Source organism: Dryocola mayonis (genome assembly GCF_051307045.1).
Classification (GTDB): Bacteria; Pseudomonadota; Gammaproteobacteria; order Enterobacterales; family Enterobacteriaceae; genus Dryocola.
In genome coordinates, this window is record NZ_CP150452.1 from 1,120,128 (window position 1) to 1,145,127 (window position 25,000).

Annotated in this window: 18 protein-coding genes and 2 pseudogenes; 8 read left to right on the forward strand and 12 right to left on the reverse strand. The window is 61.3% G+C overall.

The features are described 5' to 3' along the window. Window positions 1-12: 12 nt before the first annotated feature. Window positions 13-1,173 (reverse strand): pyridoxal phosphate-dependent aminotransferase, encoded by a 1,161-nt coding sequence (locus WLO32_RS05430; RefSeq protein ID WP_435947479.1) that lies wholly within the window; start codon window positions 1,171-1,173, stop codon window positions 13-15. A gap of 140 nt (window positions 1,174-1,313) precedes the next feature. Between WLO32_RS05430 and WLO32_RS05435 the strand changes: the two genes are divergently transcribed. From WLO32_RS05435 to WLO32_RS05445, 3 genes are read left to right on the forward strand one after another with little or no spacing between them, the layout of a single operon-like run. Further along, window positions 1,314-1,928 (forward strand): methylthioribulose 1-phosphate dehydratase, encoded by a 615-nt coding sequence (locus WLO32_RS05435; protein WP_435947481.1) that lies wholly within the window; start codon window positions 1,314-1,316, stop codon window positions 1,926-1,928. Beyond that, window positions 1,925-2,614 (forward strand): acireductone synthase, encoded by a 690-nt coding sequence (gene mtnC, locus WLO32_RS05440; RefSeq protein ID WP_435947482.1) that lies wholly within the window; start codon window positions 1,925-1,927, stop codon window positions 2,612-2,614. The genes WLO32_RS05435 and mtnC overlap by 4 nt, the downstream gene beginning before the upstream one ends. After that, the gene (locus WLO32_RS05445) at window positions 2,611-3,153 is read left to right on the forward strand and encodes a 1,2-dihydroxy-3-keto-5-methylthiopentene dioxygenase (protein ID WP_435947483.1); all 543 of its coding nucleotides are present in this window, start codon (window positions 2,611-2,613) and stop codon (window positions 3,151-3,153) included. Before mtnC ends, WLO32_RS05445 begins: the two co-directional genes overlap by 4 nt. Window positions 3,154-3,242: 89 nt before the next feature. Here the strand turns inward: WLO32_RS05445 and mtnA are convergent. After that, window positions 3,243-4,266: pseudogene (gene mtnA / locus WLO32_RS05450) on the reverse strand (S-methyl-5-thioribose-1-phosphate isomerase). Window positions 4,267-4,373: 107 nt separating this feature from the next. On the opposite strand from mtnA, the gene mtnK reads away from it, so the two are divergent. Continuing rightward, window positions 4,374-5,573: an S-methyl-5-thioribose kinase gene (mtnK, locus tag WLO32_RS05455; RefSeq protein WP_435947484.1), complete on the forward strand. Its 1,200-nt coding sequence runs from the start codon at window positions 4,374-4,376 to the stop codon at window positions 5,571-5,573. A 99-nt stretch (window positions 5,574-5,672) separates the two neighbouring features. Here the strand turns inward: mtnK and WLO32_RS05460 are convergent, their stop codons facing one another. Genes WLO32_RS05460 through WLO32_RS05475 form a run of 4 tightly spaced genes read right to left on the reverse strand, consistent with a single transcriptional unit; the run spans window position 5,673 to window position 10,504 of the window. Next, window positions 5,673-6,911: an LVIVD repeat-containing protein gene (locus WLO32_RS05460; RefSeq protein WP_435947486.1), complete on the reverse strand. Its 1,239-nt coding sequence runs from the start codon at window positions 6,909-6,911 to the stop codon at window positions 5,673-5,675. Between the two features lie 9 nt (window positions 6,912-6,920). Then, entirely contained in the window at window positions 6,921-7,985 is a 1,065-nt protein-coding gene (locus tag WLO32_RS05465; RefSeq protein ID WP_435947488.1) for a sugar ABC transporter substrate-binding protein, read from the reverse strand. Between the two features lie 24 nt (window positions 7,986-8,009). Further along, a complete protein-coding gene (locus WLO32_RS05470; RefSeq protein ID WP_435947489.1) occupies window positions 8,010-9,002 on the reverse strand; it encodes an ABC transporter permease in 993 nt (330 codons plus the stop codon). After that, window positions 8,999-10,504: a sugar ABC transporter ATP-binding protein gene (locus WLO32_RS05475; RefSeq protein ID WP_435947491.1), complete on the reverse strand. Its 1,506-nt coding sequence runs from the start codon at window positions 10,502-10,504 to the stop codon at window positions 8,999-9,001. Before WLO32_RS05475 ends, WLO32_RS05470 begins: the two co-directional genes overlap by 4 nt. A 187-nt stretch (window positions 10,505-10,691) precedes the next feature. Here WLO32_RS05475 and WLO32_RS05480 point away from each other — a divergent pair, with 187 nt between their 5' ends. Next, window positions 10,692-11,771, forward strand: a complete 1,080-nt coding sequence (locus WLO32_RS05480; protein WP_435947493.1) for an oxidoreductase — start codon at window positions 10,692-10,694, stop codon at window positions 11,769-11,771. Between the two features lie 142 nt (window positions 11,772-11,913). On the opposite strand, the gene gdhA is transcribed toward WLO32_RS05480, so the two are convergent. The 3 genes from gdhA to WLO32_RS05495 form a co-directional block, all read right to left on the reverse strand. Then, window positions 11,914-13,257, reverse strand: coding sequence for an NADP-specific glutamate dehydrogenase (gene gdhA / locus WLO32_RS05485; RefSeq protein ID WP_435947495.1), 1,344 nt, complete (start codon window positions 13,255-13,257; stop codon window positions 11,914-11,916). 107 nt (window positions 13,258-13,364) lie between these two features. Further along, window positions 13,365-14,039, reverse strand: coding sequence for a 4'-phosphopantetheinyl transferase family protein (locus tag WLO32_RS05490; RefSeq protein ID WP_435947496.1), 675 nt, complete (start codon window positions 14,037-14,039; stop codon window positions 13,365-13,367). Window positions 14,040-14,154: 115 nt separating this feature from the next. Continuing rightward, on the reverse strand, window positions 14,155-16,413 hold the full coding sequence (locus WLO32_RS05495; protein WP_435947497.1) for a TonB-dependent siderophore receptor: 2,259 nt from the start codon (window positions 16,411-16,413) through the stop codon (window positions 14,155-14,157). A 275-nt stretch (window positions 16,414-16,688) separates the two neighbouring features. On the opposite strand from WLO32_RS05495, the gene fes reads away from it, so the two are divergent. The 3 genes and pseudogenes from fes (at window position 16,689) to WLO32_RS05510 (ending at window position 22,065) form a co-directional block, all read left to right on the forward strand. Next, window positions 16,689-17,915, forward strand: coding sequence for an enterochelin esterase (fes, locus tag WLO32_RS05500; protein WP_435948251.1), 1,227 nt, complete (start codon window positions 16,689-16,691; stop codon window positions 17,913-17,915). Between the two features lie 3 nt (window positions 17,916-17,918). Continuing rightward, on the forward strand, window positions 17,919-18,137 hold the full coding sequence (locus WLO32_RS05505; protein WP_435947499.1) for an MbtH family protein: 219 nt from the start codon (window positions 17,919-17,921) through the stop codon (window positions 18,135-18,137). Window positions 18,138-18,148: 11 nt separating this feature from the next. Next, window positions 18,149-22,065 (forward strand): annotated as a pseudogene (locus WLO32_RS05510) (enterobactin synthase subunit F). A 54-nt stretch (window positions 22,066-22,119) separates the two neighbouring features. Here WLO32_RS05510 and fepC read toward each other — a convergent pair. Genes fepC through fepD form a run of 3 tightly spaced genes read right to left on the reverse strand, consistent with a single transcriptional unit; the run spans window position 22,120 to window position 24,913 of the window. After that, on the reverse strand, window positions 22,120-22,920 hold the full coding sequence (gene fepC, locus WLO32_RS05515; protein WP_435947501.1) for an iron-enterobactin ABC transporter ATP-binding protein: 801 nt from the start codon (window positions 22,918-22,920) through the stop codon (window positions 22,120-22,122). Then, window positions 22,917-23,909, reverse strand: a complete 993-nt coding sequence (gene fepG, locus WLO32_RS05520; RefSeq protein ID WP_435947502.1) for an iron-enterobactin ABC transporter permease — start codon at window positions 23,907-23,909, stop codon at window positions 22,917-22,919. Before fepG ends, fepC begins: the two co-directional genes overlap by 4 nt. Beyond that, the gene (fepD, locus tag WLO32_RS05525) at window positions 23,906-24,913 is read right to left on the reverse strand and encodes a Fe(3+)-siderophore ABC transporter permease (RefSeq protein WP_435947503.1); all 1,008 of its coding nucleotides are present in this window, start codon (window positions 24,911-24,913) and stop codon (window positions 23,906-23,908) included. Before fepD ends, fepG begins: the two co-directional genes overlap by 4 nt. Window positions 24,914-25,000: the final 87 nt, after the last annotated feature.

Sequence of the window (25,000 nt, forward strand, 5' to 3'; positions counted from 1 at the left end):
ACCGCTCCCTGGTCAAACCTTACGCAAACGCTCAGCCGCCGCGTCCAGCGTCGCTTCCTGTTTGGCAAAGCACAGGCGAATCAGCCTGTGCGGGAAAGGATCGGCGCAGAACACCGACAGCGGGATCGCCGCCACGCCCACTTCTTTCGTCAGCCACTGGCAGAAACTCACGTCGTCCAGATCGGAAATCGCGCTGTAATCCGCCAGCAGGAAATAGGTGCCCTCGCAGGGCAGTATCTCAAAACGGCTGTCCGCCAGCGCCTGGATAAATCTGTCCCGCCGGGCGCGATAGAAGTCCGGTAATTCCCGGTAGTGTTCAGGCTCCGCGCGCAGCATATCTGCGATAGCCAGCTGCGCCGGGGTATTCACGGCAAAGGTCAGATACTGGTGCACCTTGCGCAGTTCGGCGCTCAGCGCGGCCGGCGCCACGCAGTAGCCGACTTTCCAGCCCGTCATATGGAAGGTTTTGCCAAAGGAGGATACGGCAATCGCGCGTTCGCGAAGCTGCGGATGGGCGAGCACGCTGGCGTGGCCTTCTTTGGCAAAGCAGATATGTTCGTAAACCTCATCGCTTAAAACGTAGACTTCGTGTTGTTCAATCGCCTGCCAGAGCGCCGCAAAATCGCTTTTGCGCCATACCGTGGCCGATGGGTTGTGCGGCGTGTTCAGAATAACCAGGCGCGTACGCGGGCCAAGCAGCGCGGCAAATTCCTGCCAGTCAACGCGGAAATGCGGAGGCTGCAGGGCGATGCGCTTGAGCACTCCGCCGGACAGCGTCACCGCCGGCGCATAGCTGTCGTAGCTTGGGTCGAAGCAGATCACTTCGTCGCCGGGCCGAACCAGCGCGGTGATCGCCGCGTAAAGAGCCTCTGTCGCTCCGGCCGTCACCGTAATCTCGGTATTCGCATCGGGCCTGTGGTCGTAGAGCTCGGCGGTTTTATCGGCAATGGCTTCGCGCAGCGCCTGCACGCCGGTCATCGGCGCGTACTGGTTTGCGCCCTCTGCGACGTGAAAGGCGAGGCGCTCCTGCAGATAACGCGGCCCGTCAAAATCCGGAAATCCCTGCGAGAGATTAATAGCCTGGTGCTGCTGGGCGAGGGCGCTCATCTGCGTGAAGATGGTGGTGCCGAGGGCGGGCAATTTGCTCTCGGGAATCAAGGGTTTCTGGCTCATTGTTATGCGACCTTTGATGTGCGGCGTGTATTCCTTGTGTTGCTGGACTATAACGTCGATGTTAAGCTTTGGCAATCAAGACGCTTAGACGTCTAAACCATAACGATATAGCGACATCGCACCTGCGCATAAGGAAGGATATGACAGCACATCCGCAACTTGCCGAACTCGTGGCGACCTGCCACTGGATAGGCGCCAGAGGCTGGGCTCCGGCAACCGGCGGCAATATGTCGCTGCGCGAAGACGAGGCTCACTGCCTGCTTAGCGAATCCGGCAAGGACAAAGGCAGCCTGACGGCCGACGATTTTATCCGGGTGGAAATCAGCAGCAATCGCGCGCCTTCCGGCCGCAAACCCTCGGCGGAAACCGGCCTGCACACCCTGATTTATCGTCTTTTTCCGCAGGCGGGCGCCGTTTTGCATACCCATACCGTCAATTCGACGGTGCTTTCACGTGTGGAAAAGTCAGACGCGCTGATACTGCAGGGCTACGAAATGCAAAAGTCGCTGACCGGCCAGACCACGCACCTTGATGCGCTGCCGGTCGCCATTTTCGACAACGACCAGGATATCGCAAGGCTGGCGGGCCGCATTGAGCGCTATGCGAGTGAAAACCCGCTGCGCTACGGCTTTTTGCTGCGCGGGCACGGATTGACCTGCTGGGGCAAAAACGTCGCGCAGGCGCATCAGCATCTTGAAGGGCTGGAGTTTTTATTTGAATGTGAAATGCAGCGCCGCCTGCTGGAGAGAACATGATCCGCGCAATTGTTACCGACATCGAAGGCACCACCAGCGACATCAGCTTTGTGCATAACGTTCTGTTTCCCTATGCCCGCGAGCGGCTGGCGGCCTTTGCACGCGCGCATCAGCATGAAGAAGCTGTCGCGGCGATTCTGGACGATTTACGAGCGGAGATCGACGAGCCGCAGGCTGGTATCGACAGACTGATCGACGTTTTGTTGAGCTTTATGGATGATGATCGCAAATCCACCGCGTTAAAAGCGCTGCAGGGCCTTATCTGGCACGATGGCTACGTGAACGGCGATTTTACCGGGCATCTTTACCCGGACGTCGTTCCCGCTTTTAAAGCCTGGCGGCGGCAGGGCGCGGCGCTATACGTTTATTCCTCAGGCTCCGTCAACGCGCAGAAATTGTTATTTGGCTACAGCGATGAAGGCGATGTAACTTCCTTATTCAGCGGTTATTTCGATACCCATGTCGGCGCGAAACGCGAAGCACAGTCGTACCTTAATATCGCCGCTGAAATCGGCACGCCGGCAGACGAACTGCTGTTCCTGTCGGATATACGCCAGGAGCTGGATGCCGCCCGGCAGGCGGGCTGGCATACCGTGCAGCTGATCCGCGGCGATGCGGACACTGAAAGTGTTCATCAGCAGGTAAACCGTTTTGACGAGATAACTCTGGAGCCCTTTTCCTCATGAGCGCACTGACCATTTTTACAGACACTGAATCCCGGGAGCCGGTCTGGCACAGCACCGACGCGGAAGCGATCCGCGAGCAGCTCAACGCCAAAGACGTAAGGTTCGAACGCTGGCAGGCCGATCGCGATCTGGGGGAAAACCCGGAACCGCAAAGGGTGCTGGATGCCTATCAGCACGCCATCGACCGGCTGGTGGCGGAGAAGGGCTACCAGAGCTGGGATGTGATCAGCATGCGCGCGGACCATCCGCAAAAAGAGGCGTTGCGCGGCAAGTTTCTCTCCGAGCATACGCATGGCGAAGATGAAGTGCGCTTCTTTGTGGAAGGCGCGGGGCTGTTCTGCCTGCATCTGGACGGCAAAATCTATCAGATCCTGTGCGAGAAAAACGACCTGATCTCCGTACCCGCAGGCACGCCGCACTGGTTTGATATGGGGTCGCAGCCGCATTTCACCGCCATCCGCATCTTCGATAACCCCGAAGGCTGGGTCGCGAACTTTACCGGCGATGCGATTGCGGATGCCTATCCGAAGCTGCCCTGAGAAATAAACTTGTCGGGTGGCGCTCGCTTACCCGACCTATGGCTTGTGAATTGTAGGGTGGATAGGCGCAAGCGTTATCCACCTTCAGGCTATCGGGCTTTAAAAAAACCGTCCCGCACCCTTTCCGGCGTCACCACGCCCGTATCCAGCACCCAGCCGCTAATCAGCTCTGCGGGCGTGACGTCGAACGCCGGGTTGTACACGCAGGCGTTTTCCGGCGCCCACTGTACCGCGCCGAAGCTGCCTGCCACACCCGTAACCTCCGCAGCGGGGCGCTGTTCAATAGGTATCGCATCGCCGTTCGGACAGTTGGCGTCAAGCGTGGTCTGTGGAGCGGCAACGTAGAACGGAACGCCGTGGTATTTCGCCAGCACCGCCAGGCTGTAGGTGCCGATTTTATTCGCCACGTCGCCGTTGGCGGCAATGCGGTCCGCGCCCACCCATACGGCATCCACCTGCCGCTTTGCCATCAGGCTGGCGGCCATGGCATCGCAAATCAGCCGGTAGGGAATGCCAAGCTCGCCCAGCTCCCAGGCGGTAAGACGGCCTCCCTGCAGCAGGGGGCGCGTTTCGTCCACCCAGACGCAGGCCACCTTGCCCTGCTCAAACGCCCGGTGAATCACGCCGATGGCGGTGCCGACGCCCGCCGTCGCCAGCCCGCCGGTGTTGCAGTGGGTAAGCAGGCGGCTGCCTGGTTTAACCAGCTCGCAGCCGGGCCTGCGCGATGTTCTCGCAGAGAATTTTATCTTCTTCCACCAGGCGCAAGGCTTCGTTGCCCAGCGCGGGAACGAAAGCGTCCTGCGCCAGCGCCTGTTTCATACGATCCAGATTGTTCATCAGGTTGACGGCCGTCGGACGTGACGCGCGCAGGATCTCCAGCGCCTGCCCAAGCTCCGCTTTCGGCAGCCCATTTTCGGCCAGCAGCGCCAGCAGCAGGCTGGCGGAAAGGCCAATCAGCGGCGCGCCGCGCACGCGCAGGGCGTGGATATGGTCCACAAGCTGCTCCACGCTGTGGGCAGGCAGCCAGTTTTTCTGCTGGGGAAGCGCCTGCTGGTCGAGGATCCACAGCTGATTATCGCGAACGTGCAGGCTGGTTGTTTTTAAATTATGCATGCGTGTTAAATCCATGTTGCGTTGATGCGGGATATTGTGCCAACATGCCTGACGGATGTATAGACGTCTGAACGGCTTATTTAATCACTCCCGAAGAGGAACCGGCAATGTCGCAATACCGCACGTTTACCGCCGCCGACGCGGTAGCTTACGCTCAAGAGTTTGGCGGCCTGGCTAATCCTGCAGCCCTGGTGGACGCGCAGGAGGTGGGCGACGGCAACCTGAACCTGGTGTTTAAAATCTTCGATACCGCAGGCGTAAGCCGCATCGTCGTTAAGCAGGCGCTGCCGTACGTGCGCTGCGTCGGCGAATCCTGGCCGTTAACCCTCGATCGCGCGCGTCTGGAAGCGCAAACGCTGGTGGAGCATTACAAACACAGCCCGCAGCATACCGTGCAGATCCTCCATTACGACCCGGAGCTTGCGGTGATGGTGATGGAAGATCTCTCCAGCCACCGCATCTGGCGCGGCGAGCTGATTAGCGGCGTGTACTACCCGCAGGCGGCGACGCAGCTGGGGGAATATCTGGCTCAGACGCTGTTCCACACTTCAGATTTTTATCTGCATCCCCACGACAAGAAAGCGCAGGTCGCCCGCTTTATTAACCCTGAAATGTGCGAGATCACCGAAGATCTGTTCTTCAACGATCCCTTTATCGCACACGCCCGCAATAATTATCCAGCCGAGCTGGAAGAGCAGGTTGCCGCGCTGCGCAACGACGACGATCTGAAAATCGCCGTGGCGGAGCTGAAGCATCGCTTCTTCTCGGTGGCGCAAGCGCTTGTGCACGGCGATATCCACAGCGGATCGATATTTGTCGCCGAGGGCAGCCTGAAGGCCATCGACGCCGAGTTCGGCTATTTCGGCCCGATGGGCTTTGATATCGGGACGGCAATCGGCAACCTGCTGCTGAACTACTGCGCCCAGCCGGGGCATTTCGGCCCGCGCGACGCCGCCGCCTGCCGGGAGCAGCGCCTGCAGGATATTCGCGAGCTGTGGCTGACCTTTGCCGAACGCTTTGAAAAGCTGGCGCGCACGCAAACCCGCGATACGGCGCTGGCTTATCCGGGCTACGTAAACCGTTTCCTGCAAAGCGTCTGGAAAGATGCCGTCGGCTACTGCGGCACCGAGCTGGTTCGCCGCACGGTGGGCATGTCGCACGTGGCGGATCTGGAAACGATTACCGACGACGAAACGCGCGTCGCCTGTATCAGCCACGCCATTGAGCTGGGCAAATACCTGATTCTGATCGCCGGGCAGGTTGAGAACGTCGAGCAGTTTATTGCCCGCGTCCGCCAGAAGGGATAGGCTGAATTAAAAGGTGGATGGCGCTTCGCTTCTCCACCCTACAAACTCAGGCAAAGCAGGTCGGATAAGCGAAGCGCCATCCGACAAAATCCCCGCGCATCACCCCAGATATTCAATCACCGAAAGCCCGCCGTTGTAGTCCGTGCTGTAGATAATGCCCTGCGCGTCCACAAACACATCGCATGACTGGATCACCCGCGGGCGGCCCGGACGCGTATCCATCATGCGCTCCGGCGCGGCGGGCACCAGCGCGCCGGTCTCCACCGGCCGGTAGGGATTAGAGATATCGTAAGCCCGCACGCCGGCGTTCTGGTAGGTGGCGAAAATCAGCGTGGAGCTGACAAAGCTGCCGGGCCGGTTTTCGTGCAGGTTGTGCGGCCCGAAGTGCGCGCCTTTCGCCACATAATCGATTTCATCCGGCTGCGGGAAGGTGGCGATGCTGACGGGATTGGCCTTATCGCGAATGTCGAACAGCCAGATAAGCTTCTCGCCGTCCTCCTGATTATCCAGCACCGCCTCATCCAGCACGACCAGCAGATCCCTGTCCGGAAGCGGCAGGGCGGTGTGCGTGCCGCCGCCAAACGGCGGGCTCCAGTTGCGGTGGCTGATAAGCTGCGGCCGGCTGCGGTCGGAGACGTCGAGCAGCGTCAGCCCGCCGTCGCGCCAGCTCGCGTAGGCCGTATCGCCGCTGATAATCGCGTGGTGCAGCGCGTAGCGTTTGCCTTCCGGCCAGCCCGGCTTTTCCCCCGCGGCGGCGTTCATGCCCGGCAGCCACCAGTTTCCCGCCACCTGCGGATTGTGCGGATCCGCCAGATCGATAGTCAGGAAGATGTAGTCGCTAAAGCCGTCGATAAGCGCCGAAACGTAGGCCCAGCGCCCGCCCACATACCAGCAGCGGTGAATGCCGATGCCGCTAAGGGACAGGAAGCTGATTTCACGCGGCCTGTCCGGGACGGAGATATCGAAAATCCGCAGCCCGGCGCTCCAGCCTTTGTCCCGCACGTCGCTGACGGTTTCGCCCACCGCGCGGGTGTAGTAGACCTTTTCGTCGGCAAAGCGCGCGTCGGCGAACAGGTCGCGGGCGTTGATCACCAGCAGCAGATCGTCATGGGCCTGAAGATGCACGTTCCAGGTTCCCGCGGGCGCAGGAATATAGCCTGCCGCCTTCGGGTTTTTCGGATCGCGCACGTCGACAATCGAAAAGCCCTGCGACACCATATGGCCGATGTAGGCGTAGCCGCGATGCACCATCACCTGCACGCCGTCCGGGCGGCCGCCCTGATCGCTGTGGCCGATAAGCCGCATATTGCGGCTGTATTCCGGGCGAGGAAGCTCCATCGTCACCTCTTATTTATGTTTCGCTTCAAGCGTGGCGAACCACGGCGCGATAAAATCTTCCGTCTGGCCCCAGCCGGGAATAATTTTGCCCAGCGCGGCAACGTTTACCGGCCCCGGCTGGCTTGCCAGCAGCGCCTGAGGGATCGCCGCGGCCTTAAAGTCGTAGGTCGCAGGCGTCTGCTCTCCGGCTATCTTGTTGGCTATCAGACGCACGTTGGTGGCGCCGATAAGCTTAGGATCCACCGCCACGCTCACTTTCCACGGGCTGTTTGCTTCGCGCATCAGCTGTAAATCCTGGTTGGACACGTCGATGCTGTAGAGTTTGATTTCGGTGCGTCCGTTCTCCTGCAGCGCTTTATAAGCGCCCTGGCTGAAGGCGTCCCAGGTGCCCCAGATCGCATCGATTTTGCCCTTCGGGTACTTCGCCAGCACCGCGCCCACCTTGTTGGCCGTGTCGCCCTGCACGTCGCTTGATACCGCGCCGATAGACTCCAGCTCTTTAATGCCCGGATTCGCTTTCAGCAGCTCCTGATAGGCCGTCTGGCGACGTTCCATCGGCGGGAAGCCCGCGACCCACAGCTTGATGATATTGGCTTTGCCGTTGAAGTCTTTCACCAGCTGGCCGAAGGAAAGGTTGGTCAGCGAGGCGTCGTCCTGCTGCGTAACCGTCACCCCGGGAATCGCGCCGTTGACGGCGGTATCGAACACCGCAACTTTAATGCCGGCGTCGACGGCTTTTTTCACCAGCTCCGTGGAGTACGGATCCCGGCCCTGGGAGAGAATAATCCCGTCGTATTTCTGGCTGATGGCCTGGTTTACGAAGTCCTGAAACTTAGCGTCGTCGCCGTTGCTAAGGAAAGTGCTGACCTTAAAACCGAGCTTTTTGCCTTCCTGCACGGCGCCGGCGACAAACTGCGTGGTGTTATCGTCGGAGCCGAGGTTGCGGATAATCGCGATGCGAACCGGGCCGTCGTGGCCGGCAATGGCCGCCGGGACTGGCGCAGGCGTGGCTGCGTGACCCGGCAGAGCGGCAAGCAGGCTCAGCGCCAGCAGTGAAGTGGTGATTTTTTTCATGTTGTGTTCCCTGTCAGAAAGTCATTAGCGTTTTTGGATGTAGGTTATCGCCAGCGCTGCCGCCAGCACCAGGCCCTTAATAATGTCCATCGCGTAGTACGGCACGGAAAGCATCACCAGTCCGTTTTGCAGCACGCCGAGAATGACCGCGCCCACCAGCGTTCCCAGCGCGTTGGGCTTACCGGAGCCCGCAAGGGAGAAGCCGATCCACGCTGCCGCCACGGCGTCCATCAGATAGCCGCCCCCGGCGTTAACCTGTGAAGAACCGATACGCGAAGCGAGCAGAATGCCGCCCAGGCCCGCCAGCAAAGAAGCCAGCACGTAAGCCGCTATGCGATAGCGCGTGGTGCGAATACCGGACAGCCGCGCCGCCTCCGGGTTGCCGCCGATGGCGTACATGCGGCGGCCATGTTTGGTCAGCGACAGCGCCAGCTGCGCCGCGACGGTCACCGCCAGCATAATTATCACGATGGTCGGCACCTGGCCGAGCAGGCCGAACGCCGCGGGAATGGCGCCTTCCGCCATGTCGCCGCTTGGCAGCACCATGTTTTCGGTGATCGAGCCGCCGTAGCTGTAGGTCATCGCCACGCCCTGAATCACAAACAGGCTGGCGAGGGTGGCGAGCATATCGGGGATTTTCAGCACCACGATTAAAAAGGCGTTAAACAGCCCGACCAGCGTGCAGAGCGCCAGGGTGATAAGAATCGCCTCCGTGGTGCCGAAGCCGTGCCAGACAAACAGCGAGATCACCAGCGCGTTGGCAAGCGATGCGGTAGAGCCAACCGACAAATCAAAACCGCCCACGGTCAGCGAAATCGATACGCCAATGGCGATCACCGTCACGATGGCGATCGACCGCAGAATATTGATGATGTTGTGCGGGTCGAGGAAGTTATCCGAAGCAAAACCGAACAGCGCCACCAGCGCGACGACGGTCAGCAGCATTCCCCACTTGTAGAGAAATTCAAACAGCTGGTGACGGCCCGAGGCCGCCTTAAGGGAAAGTGCTTTGCTCACGCAGGCGTTCCTCCGGTGGAGTAGAGTAAAAGGGTTTCTTCGCAGGCTTCATGACCATCGAGTTCGGCAACGATGCGGCCGTCCCACAGCACGCAGATTCTGTCGCACAGGCCAACCAGCTCGGCGAATTCGCCGGAGGCGTAAATCACGCCTTTGCCCTGTCGGGCAAGATTGTCGATAAGCGCGAACAGATCGGTTTTGGCCTTGATGTCCACGCCCTTGGTCGGCTCGTCGAAAATCAGCACCTCGGCGTTGCCGCGCAGCCATTTGCCGATAGCGACTTTTTGCTGATTGCCGCCGGAAAGGCGGCGCAGGGTCTGCGCGGGGCCGGTGGTGCGGATGCCCAGGCGGGCGATCGCTTCCTCCGCCCAGCGCCACGCCCTGCGGTGCCCGAACAGGCCCCAGCGCGAAAAGCTGTTATCGGCGCTGACGGAAAGGTTCATGCTTACCGGCTCGTCGATGAAAATGCCTTCCTTGCGGCGCTCTTCCGGCACTAAAGCCAGGCCGCGGGTGACGGAATCCGCCGGGTCTTTCGGCTTCCAGGCTTTGCCTTTCAGCTCGCCGCGCGTCACCCGGCTGCGCGTGGCGCCAAACAGCGCTTTGCACAGCTCCGTTTTGCCCGCGCCCGCCAGCCCGGCAATGCCGAGGATTTCCCCTTTGCGCAGCCGCAGGGAGATGTCGCGCAGCAGCAAATCATCGTGCAGCCCTTCGATGTGCAGCAGCGTCTCATCGACCACCGCCGGGCGCCGGGGGGGATAAATATCGTCAAGCTGGTGGCCGAGCATCTTCTCAACGATCTCTTCGCCGCTCAGCGCCTGCATTGGCGCGCTTTCAATCAGCCGCCCGTCGCGCAGCACCGTCATGCGGTCGCAAATCGCTTTCAGCTCATGGATGCGGTGGGAGATAAACACGACGGCGATGCCGCTGCGCTGAAGGCGGCGCACCACGCTGAATAAATGTTCGCTTTCATGCTGGTCGAGCGGCGCGGTGGGTTCATCAAGGATCAGGAAGCGGCAGCGGTGCGAAAGGGCGCGCGCCAGCAGGATTTGCTGCTTTTGTGCAAGCGAGCACTGTTCAATGCGTTTGTTGACGTCGAGAGAGACATCCAGCTGCGCCAGCGCGTCCTGCGCCTGTTTACGGATCTGCGGCCAGTGGTAAAAGTGGCCCGCCTGCGCAAGCTTATCGAGCATAATGTTTTCCGCCACGCTAAGGCCGGGAATCAGCGCTACGTCCACCTCCTGCTGCACGAGGTGAATGCCGAGCCGTTTGGCGTCGCGCGGGGAGCGGATATCGACCTTTTCGCCGTCGATCAGTATCTCGCCCAGATAAAGCTCGTGGGCGCCAGACAGCACCGCCATCAGCGTGGATTTGCCCGCGCCGTTAGCGCCGGTGAGGGCGTGGATTGAGCCGCCGTCAAGCGTGAAGTCAACCCGCGTCAGGGCGTTAAAGCCGGAAAAGGCGATGGAGATATCCCGCATCTCGAGGCGGTGAGGCGTCGTCATCTTTAGCCTGTTCCCTGCAAATAATGAATTGATTTAGCGGATTTTTAACGGGCAAAGGACCTGCGGGCAACTAACCAAAAGGCATAAGATAAAGCAAAATGATATTAGCCGTCCGGATGTCCAGACATATCATCGGGCTAACGGCATTTCGCGCGCAATAACGGCAAGAAGAAAAAGGAGCAACAGCATGACCACTACCGCCATCCGCGTCGTCACCGGCCCGGCAAACTATTACTCTCACCCCGGCGCGCTCGCCCGGCTGCATGAATTCTATACCGATGAGCAATTACAAAACGCGGTGTGGATTTACGGCGAGCGGGCGATAGCGGCGGCGCGTCCTTTCCTGCCGGCAGCCTTTAACGCGCCGGGAGTAAAGCACATCTCCTTTGGCGGCCACTGCAGCGAAAGCGAGGTGCAAAAGCTGGTCGCCCGGGCGGGTGAACGCCAGCTGGTAATCGGCGTCGGCGGCGGGGCGCTGCTCGATACCGTAAAAGTGGTGGCGCGTTGCCTGCGCGTGCCGGTGGTCGCCATTCCGACGATTGCCGCCACCTGCGCCGCGTGGACGCCGCTTTCCGTCTGGTATAACGACGCGGGGCAGGCGCTGCGCTTTGAAATCTTTAACGACGCCAACCATCTGGTGCTGGTCGAGCCGGAAATCATACTGCGCGCCCCGCAGGAGTACCTGCTGGCGGGCATCGGAGATACGCTGGCGAAATGGTACGAGGCGGTGGTGCTAAGCCCGCAGCCGCAAACCCTGCCGCTGACCGTGCGCCTGGGTATTAACGCCGCGTTAGCTATCCGCGACGTGCTGCTGGAAAGCAGCGAGACGGCGCTTGCCGACCAACAACGCGGCGAGCTGACGCAGGCGTTTGCCGACGTGGTGGACGCGATAATTGCCGGCGGCGGCATGGTCGGCGGCCTTGGCGAACGCTACACCCGCGTTGCCGCAGCGCACGCGGTGCACAACGGCTTAACCACCCTGCCGCAGACGGACCGCTTCCTGCACGGCACCAAGGTGGCCTACGGCATTCTGGTGCAGAGCGCGCTGCTGGGGCAGGAAGAGGTGTTAAAAGAGCTGGCGCAGGCGTTTAAGCGCTTTAACCTGCCGACGAGCCTTGCGCAGCTGGACGTGGATATCCATAACCGCGAGCAGTTAGACAAGGTGATTACCCGCACGCTCGCGCCGGGGGAATCCATTCACGCGCTGGCGGTTAGGCTCAGCCCGGAAGTGCTGCTGGCGGCGTTTGAGCGGGTGGAGGGTCTTTGATATTTCGGTGGATGGCGCTTGCGCTTATCCACCCTACGGTTCTGCGCCGGGCTTGTGAAAAAGCAAAAACCCCGGCGCGTTGAGCCGGGGTCGAGAGAGTAGCGGGCTTAAAATAATCCGCCTGATTATCTGGCGCTTAACCTTACAGCACGCCCTGGCCCAGCATCGCGTCGGCCACTTTTACAAAGCCCGCGATGTTCGCGCCGCGCACGTAATGAGTCTGTTTGCCCTCGCCGCCGTAGTTCACGCAGGCCTCGTGAATATCCAGCATGATGTGATGCAGACGAATATCCACTTTCTCCGCTTTCCAGCTCAGGCGCGCGGCGTTCTGCGCCATTTCCAGGCCGGAGGTCGCCACGCCGCCCGCGTTGGCCGCTTTGCCCGGCGCGAACAGCACGCCCGCCTCGAGGAACAGGTCGGTGGCTTCGATAGTGGTCGGCATGTTCGCGCCTTCCGCGACCGCCTTCACGCCGTTGGCGATAAGCGTGCGGGCCGCCTGCTCGTCCAGCTCGTTCTGGGTGGCGCACGGCAGGGCGATATCCACCGGCACGCTCCACGGCTGCTGGCCTGCAAGATAGCTAAGCCCGAACTCCTTTGCGTAATCCGCCACGCGGCCGTCGCGGCTGGCTTTGATTTCGCACAGGCGCGCCAGTTTTTCCGCGGTGAAGCCTTCTTCGTCAACCACGGTGCCGTTGGAGTCGGATGCTGTAACAACGCGGGCGCCGAGGGACATCGCTTTTTCGATGGCGTATTGCGCGACGTTGCCGGAGCCGGACACCGCAACGCGCATGCCCTCAAAGCCCAGGCCGTGACGCTGCAGCATGGCGTCGGTAAAGTAAATCAGGCCATAGCCCGTGGCTTCCGGACGGATCAGGCTGCCGCCGAACGACAGCCCTTTGCCGGTAAACACGCAGGCGGTATTGTTGGAGAGCTTTTTCATCATCCCGGCCATAAAGCCGACTTCGCGGCCGCCCACGCCGATATCGCCCGCCGGCACATCGGTATCCGGGCCAAGGTGGCGATACAGCTCGATCATCAGCGCCTGGCAGAAACGCATGATTTCGCCTTCGCTTTTGCCCTTCGGGTTAAAGTCGCTGCCGCCTTTGCCGCCGCCCATCGGCAAAGTGGTGAGGGCGTTTTTAAAGGTCTGCTCAAAGCCGAGGAATTTCAGAATGGAGAGGTTCACCGACGGGTGGAAGCGCATCCCGCCTTTAAAAGGTCCGATGGCGGAGCTGAACTGCACGCGCCAGGCGCGGTTAACCTGCACCTGGTTGCGGTCATCCACCCAGGCGACGCGAAACTGGATCACGCGCTCGGGCTCCACCAGACGCTCCAGCAGCGCGGAACGACGGTACTGCGGATTTTGTTCAAGGAAGGGCCACAGGGTGGTCATCACTTCGCGCACGGCCTGAGAAAATTCGGTCTGGTGCGGGTCACGCTGTTGCACAGAGGTCAGAAACTGTTGCAGGGAAACGGTACTCTCCATAGAGAATAACTCCTTGTCGTCAAAGTTGTTGTGTTGTCTGTAATGGTTATTTTTTGACTATAACATTCTCTTATCACGCCGCCGCAAGCGTTTTCTTTTTATTATTCTCAGAGCCGTATTAGCGTCATTAATCCCGCGCCGTCACTCTTCCAGCGGGCGGAAAAGCTTTGCTCCGCCGCAAAAGGGCCGAGGCGGGAGACGAGTTTGAGTTCGAGGATTTGCGCACTGACCGCCGTGATTTCCGCTGCGGAAAAATCGAAATAATGCCCGACGTGTCGATACAGGGCTTTGAACAGGCTCTCTTTCGCGGAGAAGGCCAGCGTTAACGCAACGGGGAAGGGCAGGCCGCAGGCGCGCAGCAGCCCGCGCTCGGCCGGGTTGACGATGCCGTCGGCGATATCCTGCGCGTCATAAGTATTTATTATGACTTCGGCGTCGATGCCGATGCCGCAACGCTTGCCGGGGAGATCGGGGATCGCCGTCGCCAGCGCCAGCCTGTCGGTATGGGTAATGCTGCCGGTAAATCCTGGCGGCCAGCAGGGCGCGCGGTTCAACCCGATGCCGGGGATAGAATCGTTCAGGCCGCTCAGGCGCAGGGCTTCAGCCGCGGCGATACGGCCTGCGAGGTGTTCCGCACATCGTTTATTTACCGCGTTGGCTAACCGTGAAGCGTGGGGCAACCACAGCAGATCGCCCGGCTGGTACGTATCGGCCGCAAAGTCCACGCGCGCAATACGCTGAGCGGTGCCGGGGAAGATGAAGTGCGTGAGATGAGCTTGCATGGCATGCGGCCGCGGTCGGAAAGAAAACGGCGGGTGGCGCATGCGCCTGCCCGCCCTGCAAAAAGGTTAAGTGCAGGGTGGATATGCGAAGCGCTATCCACCGCTGCCTTTACGCTTAGAAGTGCGTGTTGACGCTCATATAGTAAGTACGGCCGGACTCGTTAAACGTCTCGGCGCCCGCGCCGTACATATAGCCCGTCGCCCCGCCCGTGGTCTGCGCATTCCCCGCGCGCCAGTGACGTTTATCGAACAGGTTGTCGATACCCGCCGTCAGGCTGACGTTTTTGGTCGCATCCCAGGTGCCGCTCAGGCCAACGATGCTGTAAGGGCTGACCTCGTTGGTTTCAGGCCCGGTCGCCGGTTGACCTTTGTAGTTGTACTTCTTCGGCTGCTGTTTGCCGTACCAGGTGAAGGTCGACTGCACGGAGATGTCCTGCAGCGCCTGCCAGCTTAGCGTGGAGTTCAGGGTGTACTCCGGAATCACGGACAGACGCTCGCCGGTTTCCTTGTTCTTGCTTTGCAGCATGTAGGTCAGGTTGTTGGTCCAGTTGACGCTATCGCTAACCGGCACGTTCAGGGTTCCTTCCAGACCTTCAACCACCGCTTTAGGGATGTTTTCCCACTGGTAAATATCCGTTCTGGTTGCGCCTGAAGAGGTCTGACCCACCGGCGCGTAGCCCGCTTCGATCTTATCGCGGTAGTCGTTGCGGAACCAGGTCACGCCGGCCAGCCAGCCTTCGTGTTTGAACTCAAGGCCGATCTCTTTGTTGATGCTGGTTTCGGCTTTCAGGTCGTCGTTACCCATCATATAGCAGCCGACGCCGGTGCCGCTGGCGTAGCAACCCTGACCCTTACTGTAGAGGATATAGTTCGGGTTAGTCTGGTACAGGCTCGGCGCTTTATAAGCGCGGGCGATGCCCATTTTCAGGGTGAAGTCGTCGCCGAGGCCCTGGGAAAGGTTCAGAGACGGGCTCCAGTTGTTGCCCACAATGCTGTGATGATCGAAGCGAAGAGCCGGGGTCAGCATGGTGCTGTCGGTCAGCTCCATGTTGTCTTCCGCGAACAAAGAGAAGATCTCCGCCTGGCTGTAAGGGCTGCGGCCGGTGCTGTTGTAGCCCGGAATAGCGCCGCCCATAAAGGTCTGGCCGTTGGAGGTCTGATCCTTCATGCGCTGCTGGTTCCATTCGGTCCCAAGCGTCAGGTTCTGGTTGACCATCAGATCAAGCGGGATATTCACTTCGCTGTGCAGCAGCACGTCGCTGAGATCGATATCCTTGAATTTGTCGCTGGCGAAGATGCCTTCGGTGCCGCCGGCGAGGCCTTCCTGCATGCGCGAGTTGCGGGTGTGCTCATACTGCACCCAGTTGCTGGTGGTCAGCCCGCTGTCCCAGCCGCCGTTCCAGGTCAGGGAATAGGTCTGGCGATAGAGACGGTTGGTCTCGTTGCCGTAGTTATCCTTCACGATCTGGTTAGTGTTGGTGTTCTGGGTATCCCCCGCGTACAGGTTGCCCTGGCGGCTGTAGCCCGCTTCGAGTTCCAGAGACTGCATCGGCGCGAAGTCCCAGCGCACGACGCCGTTGAGATCTTTATTAATCACCCCTTCGCGGCCTGCCGGCAGGGTATCGGCATAAATGCCGGTGCGTTCGGACTGATGGCCCTGGTTGATGTCCCAGGCGTCGGCCTGGGTTTTATCCAGGTTGCCGTACAGGCGGAAGCTGAAATCCCCGCCCAGCGGGCCGTTCAGGCTGAAGTTGGTACGTTTGGTCGAGCCTTCGTCTTTGTGTTCAGGCGCGTTCAGATAGGTGTTCCAGGAGCCGTGCCACTCGCCGCTGCCTTTTTTGGTGATGATATTCACCACGCCGCCCGCCGCGCCGTTACCGTAGCGAGCCGCGGCCGGGCCGCGGATCACTTCAATGCGCTCGACCATTTCAGGCGGCACCCAGCTTGCGTCGCCGCGCGTATCGCGCTCGCCGCGCCAGCCGAGGCGCACGGAGTTGCGGCTGGTCACCGGCTTGCCGTCGATCAGGATCAGGGTGTTTTCCGGGCCCATGCCGCGAATATCAATCTGGCGATTGTTGCCGCGCTGGCCGCTGGTGGAGTTGCCGGTGAGGTTAACGCCCGGCATGGTGCGGATGATTTCAGAGATATCACGCGCCGGAGGGCGCTTTTTGATTTCTTCCGCGGTGATGGTGGACACGCCCGGCGCCTGCAGGTTCTGCTCGGCGGCCGTCACCACCATGGTGTCTTCGTGAGCGGCGTTCTGTGTGGTTTCTTTGCTATCAGCAGCGTTATCTTCCGCGACTGCCGGAAGCGCAACGCTGTAAATTCCCATGTTGATGAGCATCAACAGGGAATACTGGATCTTCTTATTCATTATGGTGGCCTGCTTTTCCGCTGCTCTCTGTGCCGTCCTTGCCCAGTGGGCCCGAGCGCAGCATGGATGTCAGTGACTCATACCGGGCGCGCGTCAATATTGAATAACAAGGCAATATTTTTCAGACAGCCCGGCAACTTATTGTTTTCGCTCGACAGCCCGTAGCCTAAAGCGCGCAAATACGCTATTGCAAATGCAAATAATTATCAATAGTATTATCGATATATTTCGATAAGATAAAAATTATTCCATTAATAACATGGGGTTATGTATTGGTGGTTCAGGTGCGGATGGGAAGTGAAAGCTGGTGGCAGGGGATAGCGGCGCAGCGCGGGCCGTCGGTCAGCTGTGAAAAAGGGGGAAGTTGCACGGTAACTTTCTGGTGGCGCGATCCGGCCGGAGACGAGCGCGCCTCAGCCATCAAACGCGTGTGGATTTATATCACCGGCGTGACCGATCACCATCAGCGCTCCCGTCCACAAACGCTGGAGCGCGTAGCGGGCACCGACGTCTGGCGATGGCAAACGGAGCTCACCTCGACATGGCGCGGTAATTATTGTCTGATCCCCTCGCTCAACGAAGAGGACTTTCCCGCCGCGGCTTTTGCCGGCGAAGAGCCGGAGCGTAACGCCCTGCGCGAAGGCTGGCGTAAACTGCTGCCGCACGCGATTGCCGACCCTTTCAACCCGGACAGCTGGAAGGGCGGGCGGGGGCATCCCGTCTCGGCGCTGCATCTGCCGGATGCGCCAGCTCAGCCGGGGTGGGATAACCCGGCGGCGTCATGGCAACCCGCGCAATGCGTGACCTGGCGTAGTAAGCGGCTTAAAAATCAGCGGCGCGTGTGGGTTTTCGCCACGGGCGATAGCGCGCCGGGCCGGCGCCCGCTGGCGATTTTGCTCGACGGGCAATTCTGGGCGGAAGGGATGCCCGCATGGGCCGCCCTGCAGGCGCAGACCAACGCAGGCGCGCTGCCGGAAGCCGTTTACGTGCTGATAGACGTTATCGATAACGCGCGCCGCGGCCAGGAGCTTCCCTGCAATCCGGACTTCTGGCTGGCGGTGCAGGAAGAACTTCTCCCCCAGCTGCGCGAAAAAACCGTATGGAATAATAATCCCCGGACGACGGTCGTGGCCGGGCAGAGCTTTGGCGGATTGTCATCGCTGTATGCCGGGCTGCACTGGCCGGAAACGTTCGGCTGCGTGTTAAGCCAGTCCGGTTCCTACTGGTGGCCGAAGCGCGATCCCCAGCAGCAGGACGGCCTGCTCATCAGGCAGCTACAAGAAGGGCAAATCAAGCCCGCGCCGCTGCGCATTTATCTTGAGGCGGGCATACGGGAACCCCTTATTCATCGGGTAAACCTGCGCCTTTATCCCTTACTACAACAAACACAGCGAGCTGTTTTCTACCGTCAGGTTGATGGTGGACACGATGCGCTTTGCTGGCGCGGCGGCCTGCTCGACGGGCTGGCCTGGCTCTGGCAGGCCCCGATCAGACAGGAGTAAGGCATGGAATACACTAATCCTTTTGACGCCCCGCAGGGTCGTTTTTTTATTCTCGCAAACGCTGCCAGGCAGTTCAGCCTGTGGCCAGAAAACTGCGCGCTGCCCGCCGGTTGGCAGGTGGTATGCGAGCCCGCGTTGCCGGAGGCCTGCAACGGCTGGCTTAAGGACAACTGGACGAATTTACAACCGGCCTCTTTTGCTGAGCAGGGAGGTGCGAAGTGAGTGACGCGCTGATGGCAAACCCCGTGGAACAACAAACCGACACGCTGCCGCTGGTGGCCGCGCAGCCCGGCATCTGGATGGCGGACCAGCTGTCCCCGCAGCCCAACGCCTGGAGCGTGGCCCACTACGTTGAGTTAAACGGAGAGGTCGACGAAGCGCTGCTGTGCCGGGCGATTATTGCCGGCATGACGGAAGCCGATACCCTGCGCATGCGCTTTGGCGAGGTGGACGGCGAAGCCCGCCAGTGGATAGATCCTGCCGCCGCCTTCACGGCGCCGATCTGCCGCGATCTTCGTCATGAGGCCGATCCGCAGGCCGCGGCGCAGGCGTTTATGCGTGACGATCTCGACCAGGATTTGCGCCTTGCAAGCCAGAAACCGCTTTACCATCACGAGCTGCTGCGCCTGAGCGACACGCGCTGGTTCTGGTATCAGCGTTTTCATCACCTGGTGGTTGACGGCTTCAGCTTCACCGCCATCACCCGCCGAATCGCCAATATTTATACGGCTTACCGCCGCGACGAGCAGCCGGAACCCTCTCCGTTCACGCCGTTTAGCGAAGTGGTGGCGGAGTATGAACGCTACCGCGAAAGCGACGCGTGGAAACGCGATGCGGCGTTCTGGGCAGAGAAAGCGCGCCAGCTGCCGGCGCCCGCCACGCTTTCCACCCGGCCGCTCACCGGACAGGGTTCGACCACGAGGCTTATCCGGCAGTCGCTGAGTTTTGACCGCGAAGATTTCCGCAGGCTGGTAAACGGCAGCGGTCTGACCGCCGCAGATATGGCGCTCGGCCTGGTCGCGCTATGGCTTGGGCCGCTTAAGCGGACGCGCCGACTATTCCGCCGGCTTTATCTTTATGCGCCGTATCGGCTCAAGCGCCCTGTGCGCAACCGGCCCGGTGCTGAACGTACTGCCGTTCGGGGTACGCATCCAGCCTGATGCCACGCTGCCCGAGCTGGCGCAGGAGCTGGCCCGCGAGCTGAAAGGAATGCGCCGTTATCAGCGCTACGACGCCGAGCAAATCCAGCGCGATTTGGGGCAGGTTTCCAGCGGCGAACCGCTGTTTGGCCCGGTGCTGAACCTGAAAATGTTCGATTACCGCCTCGATTTCGCCGGCATGGAAGGCATTACGCACCAGCTGGCCTCCGGCCCGGTGCGCGATGTGGAAATTGCGCTGTACATCAGCGAACAGGGCGACTTCTCACTCGAACTGCTGGCAAATGAGGAACGCTACGAGGCGCAGACCTTGCGCCAGCATATGGCCCGCCTGCCGCTGCTTTTACGCCAGTTCGCGGCCAACCCCGCGCTGCGCTGCGTGGATGCCGAACTGCTGCATGACGCCGAAACGGCCCTGCTGGAAAGCGTAAACCATACGCAAATGCCGGTGCCGGCCACTACCTTAAGCGCCCTGATAGCGGAACAGGCGCAGCGCACGCCGGATGCCCCGGCGCTGGCGGACGAAAACCATCGGTTCACCTATCGCCGCATGCGCGAGCAGGTGCTGGCGCTGGCCGCAGAATTAATCGCGCAGGGGGTTAAACCGGGCGATGTCGTTGCCGTGGCGCTTCCGCGCTCGGTCTTCCTGTCCCTTGCGCTACAGGCGATCGTGGAGGCGGGGGCCGCGTGGCTACCGCTCGATACCGGCTATCCGGACGATCGTTTGCAGATGATGCTCGAAGACGCCGCGCCGCGCCTGCTGATTACCTCAGCCGAACAGCTGTCCCGCTTTAGCGCAGTCCGGGGCCTGAAAACCTTCTGCTATGAGCATGAGCTGGCGGCGGTAAATCTGCCGCTAAACCTGCAGCTTTCAAGGCCGGAACATACCGCCTATGTGATCTTCACCTCGGGGTCGACCGGTCGCCCGAAAGGCGTGATGGTCGGGCAGCAGGCCATTGTTAACCGCCTGCTGTGGATGCAGGACCACTATCCGCTGAACGGGGAAGACGTGGTGCTGCAGAAAACGCCTTGCAGTTTCGACGTCTCGGTGTGGGAATTCTTCTGGCCCTATATTGTGGGCGCCCGGCTGGTGATGGCGCCGCCTGAAGCGCATCGCGATCCGGAAGCGCTGCAGCAGCTGTTTGCCCGTTACCGCGTGACGACCACGCACTTTGTGCCGTCGATGCTGGCGGCCTTTGTCGGCGCGCTCACCGATGAGGAAGCGATCGCCAGCTGCGCTACGCTGCGCCGCGTGTTCTGCAGCGGCGAAGCGCTGCCGGCGGAACTGTGCCGCCAGTGGGAGCAGCTTACGCATGCGCCGTTGCACAATCTTTATGGCCCTACCGAGGCCCGCCGTGGACGTAAGCTGGTATCCGGCGTTCGGCGAGGATCTCGCCCGTGTCACGGGAAGCAGCGTGCCGATTGGCTGGCCGGTCTGGAATACCGGGCTGCGCATTCTTGATGCCGCGATGCGTCCCGTACCTGTGGGGATCGCCGGCGATCTTTATCTCACCGGCATCCAGCTGGCGCAGGGATATCTCGCGCGGCCGGATCTGACGGCAAGCCGTTTCATCGCCGATCCTTTTGCGGCGGGCGAACGTATGTATCGCACCGGCGACGTGGCGCGCTGGCTGGAAAACGGCGCGGTGGAATATCTGGGGCGCAGCGACGACCAGCTTAAAATCCGCGGCCAGCGCATTGAGCTTGGCGATATTGACCGGGCGATGCAGGCGCTGGACGATGTTGCGCAGGCCGTGACCCACGCCTGCGTGCTCAATCAGGGCGCGGCCGCCAGCGGCGGCGACGCGCGTCAGCTGGTGGGCTACCTGGTTTCCGCCTCGGGCGCGCCGTTGCCCGTCGATTTCCTGCGTGAGCAACTTGCAGCCGTCCTGCCTGCGCATATGGTGCCGGTGGCGCTGGTGCAGCTGGAGGATTTCCCGCTCAGCGCCAACGGCAAGCTTGACCGCAAGGCGCTGCCGCTGCCGGAAATGGCCCAGCGTGGCGCCGGTCGCGCGCCAGAAACCGAGCTTGAAAAGACGATTGCCGCAGCCTTCGCCGGCCTGCTGGGCAGCGAAATTCTTTCGGTAAATGATGATTTCTTCGCCCTAGGCGGCCACTCGCTGCTGGCGATGCGTCTTGCCGCCCAGCTCAGGCGCGAGCTGGAAAAACCGGTGACCGTAGGCCAGGTGATGATCGCCTCCACCGTCGGCCAGCTTGCCGAAACGCTGGCGCAGGCGCGCAGCGAAGAAGAGGCCAGCCGCGCGGGCTTTGAAGCCGTCCTGCCGCTGCGTAAAAGCACCGGGCCGACGCTGTACTGTTTCCATCCGGCTTCCGGTTTCGCCTGGCAGTTCAGCGTGCTGCAGCGCTATCTCGATCCGCGCTGGTCGATTACCGGCATTCAGTCGCCGCGGCCGACGGGGCCGATGCAGCAGGCGGAGAATCTGGCGCAGGTTTGCGAGACGCATCTGAAAACGCTGCGTAGCCTGCAGCCCCACGGGCCTTATTATCTGATGGGCTATTCTCTTGGCGGTACGCTTGCGCAGGGCATCGCCGCAAGGCTTGCCGCCGCGGGGGAAGAGGTCGCCTTCCTCGGCCTGCTTGATACCTGGCCGCCGGAAACGCAGAACTGGGCGGAAAAAGGGGCGAACGAGCTCGATCCAATAGTGCTGGCGGAGATCAACCGCGAGCGTGAGGCTTTTGTTGCGGCGCAGCAGGGGCAGGCGTCCGACACGCTATTCCAGGCCATCGAAGGCAACTACGGCGACGCCGTGCGCCTGCTGACCACCGCGCATAGCGTGCCTTTCGCCGGCAAAGCGACGCTGTTTGTGGCGGAACGTACCTTACCGGAAGGCATGGATCCGCAAAAAACCTGGGCGCCGTGGATAGCGCAGCTGGATATCCATCGGCTGGACTGCGCGCACGTAGATATCATTTCCCCGGCTGCCTTCACTGAGATAGGGCCGGTATTGCAGCGGGTGCTGGCGCTGAAATAGCGGAAGACACCCTCTCCCGGGGAGAGGGTGTCTTATTCGGTGTCGTGCGTGTTTTTATCTGCGTCCCAGCGGCACCACCAGCGGCGTATGGGCCACCGGATCTTCAATAATCATGCAGCGCAGGCCGTAAATCGCTTCTATCAGCTCGGGCGTGACGATATCCTCCGGCGCGCCCTCAGCGACAATCTTCCCGTCCCGCAGGGCTATAAGATGCGTGGCGTAGCGGCAGGCCTGGTTCAAATCATGCAGCACCGCCGCCAGGGTGTAGCCTTTCTCACGGTTCAGCTCGCTCAGCAGCTCCAGCAAATCAATCTGATGGCTGATATCAAGCCAGGTGGTCGGCTCGTCCAGCAGCATGATGGAGGTCTCCTGCGCCAGCACCATCGCAATCCATGCGCGCTGCCGCTGGCCGCCGGACAGGGTATCGACCGGCTGATCGGCCAGCTCTTCAATATGCGTCGCCTGCATGGCGCGGGCGACGGCCTGGCTGTCCTCTTCGCGCCAGCGGGTAAACATCGGCTGGTGCGGGTAGCGTCCGCGCGCCACCAGCTCAGCCACGCTGATATCGCCCGGCGCGCTGGCGTTTTGCGCCAGCAGCCCGATGCGGCGCGCCACTTCTTTGGTGGCGAAACGGTGAATTTCATTGCCGTCAAGCCACACCCGGCCGGCCATGGGCTTCATCAGGCGGCTCAGGGTGCGCAGCAGGGTGGATTTGCCGCAGCCGTTCGGGCCGATAATGGCGGTGAACTTCCCGTCAGGAATGGCGACGGTCAGCCCGTCGGCCACTACGTGAGTGCCGTATCCCAGAGTAAGCTGTTCGCCATGCAGACGCGGCGGGGTGGATATCTGGCTCATTTCTTACGGGACTCCTGAATCAACAACGCAATAAGGTAAATGCCGCCGATGCTGACGGTCACCACGCCTACCGGCAGCTGGTAAGGCATAAACAGATGCTGGGCGCAGAGATCCGCGCCGAGCAATAAGGCCGCGCCGCATAAAGCGGACTGCAACAGTCCCCAGCGGGAAGTCCCGCTCAGGCGACGAGCAATATGTGGCGCCACCAGCGCGATAAACGAAATCGGCCCGGCAAGCGCGGTGGCGGCAGCGGTGAGGATAACGCCGGTTAGCATCAGCGCCAGGCGCGAACGCTCAACGGAGACGCCCAGCGCGCAGGCGCTGTCGTCGCCCATCTCCAGCAGGCGCATGCGGCGCACCAGCAGCGCGCCGGCTACCAGAGCCAGCAGCATCAGCGGGGCGGCGGGAAGCGTTTTCGCCCAGGTCAGGCCGTTGAGCGAGCCGGCGTTCCACAGCCCGGCGGAGAGCGCGGTTTCCAGCGACGCGTGCAGCAAAAGCCAGGTGTTAAACGCCACCAGCATGGCGCGTACGCCGATGCCGATAATAATCAGGCGGAAGGTTTCGATGCCGTTGCGCCAGGCGAGCAGCCACACCACCAGCGATGTGGCGATCCCGCCCGCCATCGCGGCGGCGGCAATGGTCGTCTGCTGCTGGCCGAACAGCACCATGGCGACCAGCACGCCGCTCCAGGCGCCGGTGTTAAAGCCCATCACGTCCGGGCTGCCGAGCGGGTTGCGCATCAGCGACTGAAAGATTGCGCCGCTCACGCCTAAAGCCGCGCCGATTAACAGCGCCATCAGTACGCGCGGCAGGCGCCACTCGACGACGACCAGGGAAACGTTGCGCGGGGCGTAGCCGAACAACGCCTCAATAACCTGGCCTGCGGAAAGCGGCAGCACCCCGCTGCCAAGGCTCCAGACGCCGAGCGTCAGGCTGAACAAAAGCAGCAGCAGGCAGATGATAACCAGACGCGCAGAGAGACGAATCATAGTCCGGCCCCCTTGCGCCTGCGGCGCACCAGGTAAATAAGCATCGGCGCGCCGATAAAGGCGCTGACCACCGACACCCGCAGCTCGCCCGGCACCAGCATACGGCCAGTGATATCGGCAAGCAGCAGCAGGGCAGGTGTAGCCAGCAGGGTAACGGGAAGGGACCAGCGGTGATCCGCGCCAACCAGCCAGCGGGCCAGATGCGGCATCATCAGTCCGATAAAGGCGATTGGCCCCACCGCCGCCGTGGCGCTTCCGCACAGCAGCGTAATGGCGACCAAACCAGACAGCTGCGTACGCGCCACCCTGTTGCCCAGCGCCGTAGCGGTGTCGTTGCCCATGCTCAGGCTGTTAAGCGAGCGGCCGTTCAGCAGCGCGATAGCGCAGCCCACCAGCACCGGGAGGAGAATAATTTTCAGCGTGGCAAGGGTGCGGATATCAAGCGAGCCGGCCTGCCAGAAGCGCAGCCGATCGTATACCACGGGATTGAGCAGCGCGATGCCGCTGCTCAGGCCTTCCAGCACCGCGGCCAGCGCCACGCCTGCGAGCGTCAGGCGAACCGGGCTGAGCTGCCCGCCTCCCTGGCTGCCGGTAAACGCCACCACCAGCGCCGCCGCGAGCGAGCCGAAAAACGCCAGCCCGAGCAGGGCAAAAGGAGAGGTCAGGCCCCACACCGCCGCGCCGGCAACGATGGCAAAGCTGGCCCCGGCATTAACGCCAAGCAGGCCGGGATCGGCGAGGGGATTTCTGGTGAGGGTTTGCATCAGCGCCCCGGCGAGGCCCAGCGCGCCGCCGGCGAGAATACCCGCCAGCGTTCGTGGAAGCCGCGCATCCAGCACTATGGTGCAGTCTGCGCTTTGACACTGGCCGCCGAGCGCCTCCAGCACCACCTCAACCGGCAGCGGCTTCGCGCCCAACAACAAACTGAAAGTAGCCATCAATAGCAGCAAAAAAAACAGGATCGACAGCACCGCGATGCGCGTCGATAACCGTGAAACCGACATATCTCGTCCTGAAAATTACTCTGCGTGAAATTAAATGATAGTTATTATCATTATCACTCTTATTTGTTTATGTTAGCATGAGCCGCC

Coding starts and splice junctions, on each gene's coding strand:
- WLO32_RS05430 (WP_435947479.1), bottom strand. CDS start 1,173: ATGAGCCAGAAACCCTTGATTCCCGAGAGCAAATTGCCCGCCCTCGGC.
- fepD (WP_435947503.1), bottom strand. CDS start 24,913: ATGTCGGTTTCACGGTTATCGACGCGCATCGCGGTGCTGTCGATCCTG.
- WLO32_RS05475 (WP_435947491.1), bottom strand. CDS start 10,504: ATGACGACGCCTCACCGCCTCGAGATGCGGGATATCTCCATCGCCTTT.
- mtnC (WP_435947482.1), top strand. CDS start 1,925: ATGATCCGCGCAATTGTTACCGACATCGAAGGCACCACCAGCGACATC.
- WLO32_RS05465 (WP_435947488.1), bottom strand. CDS start 7,985: ATGAAAAAAATCACCACTTCACTGCTGGCGCTGAGCCTGCTTGCCGCT.
- fepG (WP_435947502.1), bottom strand. CDS start 23,909: ATGATTCGTCTCTCTGCGCGTCTGGTTATCATCTGCCTGCTGCTGCTT.
- WLO32_RS05480 (WP_435947493.1), top strand. CDS start 10,692: ATGACCACTACCGCCATCCGCGTCGTCACCGGCCCGGCAAACTATTAC.
- mtnK (WP_435947484.1), top strand. CDS start 4,374: ATGTCGCAATACCGCACGTTTACCGCCGCCGACGCGGTAGCTTACGCT.
- WLO32_RS05495 (WP_435947497.1), bottom strand. CDS start 16,413: ATGAATAAGAAGATCCAGTATTCCCTGTTGATGCTCATCAACATGGGA.
- fepC (WP_435947501.1), bottom strand. CDS start 22,920: ATGAGCCAGATATCCACCCCGCCGCGTCTGCATGGCGAACAGCTTACT.
- WLO32_RS05445 (WP_435947483.1), top strand. CDS start 2,611: ATGAGCGCACTGACCATTTTTACAGACACTGAATCCCGGGAGCCGGTC.
- WLO32_RS05460 (WP_435947486.1), bottom strand. CDS start 6,911: ATGGAGCTTCCTCGCCCGGAATACAGCCGCAATATGCGGCTTATCGGC.
- WLO32_RS05490 (WP_435947496.1), bottom strand. CDS start 14,039: ATGCAAGCTCATCTCACGCACTTCATCTTCCCCGGCACCGCTCAGCGT.
- WLO32_RS05435 (WP_435947481.1), top strand. CDS start 1,314: ATGACAGCACATCCGCAACTTGCCGAACTCGTGGCGACCTGCCACTGG.
- gdhA (WP_435947495.1), bottom strand. CDS start 13,257: ATGGAGAGTACCGTTTCCCTGCAACAGTTTCTGACCTCTGTGCAACAG.
- WLO32_RS05505 (WP_435947499.1), top strand. CDS start 17,919: ATGGAATACACTAATCCTTTTGACGCCCCGCAGGGTCGTTTTTTTATT.